The sequence below is a fragment of the Candidatus Neomarinimicrobiota bacterium genome (genome assembly GCA_041862535.1).
In the GTDB taxonomy this organism is placed as follows: domain Bacteria; phylum Fidelibacterota; class Marinisomatia; order SCGC-AAA003-L08; family TS1B11.
In genome coordinates, this window is sequence record JBGVTM010000287.1 from 1 (window position 1) to 4,311 (window position 4,311).

Genomic DNA, 4,311 nt, shown 5'->3' on the forward strand with positions numbered 1-4,311 from the left:
GCCGTCATGTCGTCAGCAGCGGGGTTCATGGTTCATGAAACCGAAATTAATAACCAGCCGTTTGAATCTTCATCGCAGTCCTTGTTGAAGAAGGTGCTATATTAACAAGATAGGTATAATATCGACAAGTCTCAAGAGTTAGAATGAGGCGGCCCTTTTTGGGGGCGATGTTTTTCAAATTGTCCATTTAACCATCGGGTGTGATAACAAACTATCTGGTGAGTGATCAGATTATCCGGTAGCCTGGAGGGCTAGAATCAGGGAACCGGGTCCGGCGTGGGCTCCGATGACAGTTCCGGTATCGGTGATGTAGATCTCACCGGTCTGGAAGCCGAATTTGGGCATCAGTTCGGCCAATCGTTTGGCTGCTTCGGGGCACTGGGAGTGGCTGATGAAGACGTCGTAGGTTTTGTCCAGGTCGATGCGGCGAGCGACCCATTTAGCCAATCCCCGGGTGGTGTCACGGTGGCCGAAGAAAACGCCTGCCAGGCTGACTGTGCCCTTGCGGTTCATGCTCAACACCAGCACAGCCCGCAGCACATCGGCGATGATCTTATATATGCGTGGCACCCGGCCACCCCGGACAACGGAAGCCAGGTCCTTCACGATAGCATAAAATACCGTCCGGTCGATGGCTGTTCGGGCGGCCGCCACTACCTCCTCATGCCCCTTACCCTCCTTGGCCGCTTTGGCTGCTGCGGTGGCAATGAGCCCCAGTCCCACGGTGGCGTTGTTAGCATTCAGGATAGTGATATGGACTCGGGGAAGCCGCCGGGCCGCGTTTTCCGCCGAGTTGATGGTGCCGCTCACTGTCGCCGGCAGGTGCAGTGAGACGATACTGTCGTGATGGCTGGCGAGGAACTGATAGATACGCCAGAAATCGCCGGGCGTAGGCTGGGAGGTGTGGGGATAGTGGGGATTGGTGGCCAGCTCCTGGTAGAACTCCTTCGGTGAGATGGTGACTTTGTCCACATAGCCTTTGTTGCCGAAGTGCAGTTTCAATGACACCACATGGATGTCGTAGACCTCGATGAGTTCGGCTGGAATATCGGCAGTGGAGTCGGTCACGACAGCTACCCCTTTTTGGGCACCCCGGGCCGTTCCGGTCTGCCGCTGCATGTCATCCACCTTCTCACCCGTCAGCTCTCCATAGGTCCGCACTATGTCGAAGACGGCCTGGGGTTCATTGGTGTGGATATGAACCCGGATGCGTTCCTTTGATCCCCCTAGCACCAGGCTGTCGCCCAGCCCCATGAGCGCTTCCCGCAGCTTATTGCGGGGGATGTCGCGGCCCAGGACCAGGCACTCGGCGCAGTAGCGTTGGTCGGTATCAGCGGAGGGCTGGGCCAGGCTGGTGTCAGGTAGCTCGATGGAAGGCAGGAACTGCTCCAGTTTCCAGCTGCGGCGGAGGGAGCCCCGGGTAATGAAATCGAGGATACCTCTGAGGATGTAGACGAATCCCTGGCCGCCGGCGTCTACCACCCCCCGTTTCTTCAGGATGTCCAGCTGCTCGGGTGTTCGACGGAGGGCCTCCTCGGCCCGGACCAGCGTTTCCTTAAGCAGTTGCATGAAATCGGTGACGCCTGCTCTGGTTCGCTCCTTGCAGCTCTCGACGACGGCCTTAATGACCGACAGGATGGTTCCCTCCACCGGTTCGGCCAGGGCTTGGCGGGCATACTCGTAGCCGTTTTCGGTGGCCCGGGTGAAATGCTGGACGGTCAGTTGTTGCAGCTCGGCGCAGCTGTCCGAGAAGCCCTGAAAGAACTGGGCCAGTATCACGCCCGAGCATCCCCGGGCGCCGTCCAGGGCGGCATCGGCGATGGCCACGGCGGTGCGGCCGGCGTGCACCTGGACCTGTTGGTCAGCGTTGTCCAGAATGAACATGAGCGTGAAGCTGAGGTTAGTGCCGGTATCCCCGTCAGGGACCGGGAAGACGTTGATGCGGTCGAGGTGCTGCTGGTGGGACAGCACCTGGTGGATGCCGGCGGTCAGTCCTCGATACAGGCGGATGCCGTCCAGATAGGTGATTTTAGCCTCTGACATGCCTAGCTCGTGAACGGGTGCTCAATCGTACGCCCACCCGACGTGGAAGCCATCTCCATTCTAACGATTAGGTGATATATTACCATTGACAGCCAAAATTACCATACAATTTGGTTCTGAGCACCACATATACGTCTTACTACCGTGCTAGAAATGCAGTATATGCCGATCTTAGCATCCGTAATCGAAGTAACGTCACACCGGGTATTGAGTAACAGGTGTGCGAACTCGTCTGATGATGTGGAAGAAGGTTATTGGAATCACGGGAAATGGCCGTTACTTTTTTTAATAATACAAATTCCTTTTATGACCTATAAAAGTAGGTTACATGGAAACTCAATCAAGGTGATTATATTTTTAGGATGCAATCGATGAAAAGGATTCTCACGTTATCGACCATAGCGGTTGTTACCTTATTTCTATCTGGATGTGCCCCTTCCCGCGCCGTTCTCACACTCTCCGACCTGGATCCCAAGCTGGCGTTTCTGGAAGAGCATGGAATTTATGTCGCCCTGATAGACTATCCGGTTACCGGCATCGAGAAATACAATGAATTTTTCAAATCTAGTGCCCTGATATACTACACAGCGGAGCTGGCTGGTTCGATGGTGAATGATGCCACCGCGAATCTAAAGCGATTTGCACGTGACCGCCTGGCCGGAGCGGTTATGGATGAGAATATCCGGGAGCTCATAGGGGATACACCGCCTGATCAGCTCAGTGTGGAACAATCGCTGGCGGTTATGAGAATGGAGCAGGAACGCGATCGGATCACGCAGCATGAAGTCGAATACTTCGCCACTACCATCGGTGAACTGGGCATTGCCTCATTCGCGCTGGTACGCGGCATCAAGGAAACACCCGATTTAATTAGAAGCGGTGGTGCCTTATTAACCAATGTTAAAGACGATTTCACCATATTTGGAATCCCCAGGTTCTGGGAAATCAGGCCAGTGGTGGAAGGACTCAATGAAAGCATAGATAGACTAAAGCACGTGCGTGATAAGGCACCGGTTATAGTGGAGGATATCGCGGTGCTAATTAGTGGAATCAAGGAACTAAGTGGATAAGGAGGGTTCGCTAAAAGAATGGTAAGACAAATGGCAAAGACTTATGCCCGGATAGCAGCAGCCACTGGTTTGGCCCTCGTTCTGGCAAGCTGCGCGGCTACCAGCGCCCCATCAGCTCTGGAAGCGGAGCTGGTTACGGAGGAACAACCGGCGGTGAGTTTGTCCATGCCCCCTGGATGGGATGACGCCATTATTGATCGCATCAAGGCCGGTGAGGGGCTGAAGAAACGGGTCGCTGTTCTGGACTTTGAGGGCGCCGAGAAGCTGGCAGGCAAAGTAGACCTGAAGCTCGCGGACCTGCTGATCACCTCCCTGGTCAGGTCGGGCCGGTTCGATGTTATCGAGCGTACCAGGATGCACCAGGTATTGTCGGAGCAGGACCTGGGCCTCACCGGCATTATGGATGAATCCACCGCTGCTCAGATGGGCAAGGTTCTTGGTGCGGAATACGTCGTGCTGGGAGCGATTACCTCAGCAACGCAACAGAGCATTGATAAGTTCGGGTACATCCTGGTTGTGATTGAAGTTGGGCTGGACGTGCGGGCAGTGGATGCTACGAGCGGGAAAATCCTACTTTCCCAGCATGCTGTCGGCAGGAGCGAGAATAAAGTTGTGGTGACGTCGGAAGGCACGGTGGTCAGTGGCGCAATCGACTATGCTTCCACCTATGCCCAAGCATCCAAGGATGCCATACAGGGGATCGGAGCCAAAATTGGGGATCTCTTCCCGCTGCTGGGCTATGTCGTTCTTGCTGATGAGACCCAAGTGATCACCGATATTGGGGAAGATCGCGGAATGTCAATAGGAGACAATCTCATAGTCTTCCGAATAACCGGTGAGATTACGCATCCAGCTACCGGTGAGCATATCGGATGGAACAAAGAGGTTTTAGCAGCGATCACCATTCGTACCACCGAAAAAAATCTGTCAACCGGCCAGATTACTTTTAAAAAAGGCGATTCCACGACGATACAAGCGGGCGATTTAGTTATCTCCGCTTCGCAATGAGAGTAACGATGGTATTTGCTGTATGTTCTCGGGAGTAGAAGGCTTGGCGGGGGGCAGAATTAAGGGCCGGCTCCCCGATCCCGACTTTCGCGTTCCGACTTCATTTCCAGCAGTCGCTATCTTTATATAGTCCTTCGACACAGGCTCCTTTCACAGGAGGCCGATAGCAGCGGCACAAGACTGCACGGCC

3 protein-coding genes are annotated in these 4,311 nt (G+C 54.6%); 2 read left to right on the top strand and 1 reads right to left on the bottom strand.

Translation table 11 applies throughout. The features are described from left to right. Positions 1-231 precede the first annotated feature (231 nt). Positions 232-2,043: a DegV family protein gene (locus ACETWG_10655; GenBank protein MFB0517044.1), complete on the bottom strand. Its 1,812-nt coding sequence runs from the start codon at positions 2,041-2,043 to the stop codon at positions 232-234. A 371-nt stretch (positions 2,044-2,414) separates the two neighbouring features. Here ACETWG_10655 and ACETWG_10660 point away from each other — a divergent pair, with 371 nt between their 5' ends. Next, positions 2,415-3,113, top strand: coding sequence for a hypothetical protein (locus ACETWG_10660; GenBank protein ID MFB0517045.1), 699 nt, complete (start codon positions 2,415-2,417; stop codon positions 3,111-3,113). A 30-nt stretch (positions 3,114-3,143) separates the two neighbouring features. Beyond that, positions 3,144-4,121: a CsgG/HfaB family protein gene (locus ACETWG_10665; GenBank protein MFB0517046.1), complete on the top strand. Its 978-nt coding sequence runs from the start codon at positions 3,144-3,146 to the stop codon at positions 4,119-4,121. The last annotated feature ends 190 nt before the right edge of the window (positions 4,122-4,311 follow it).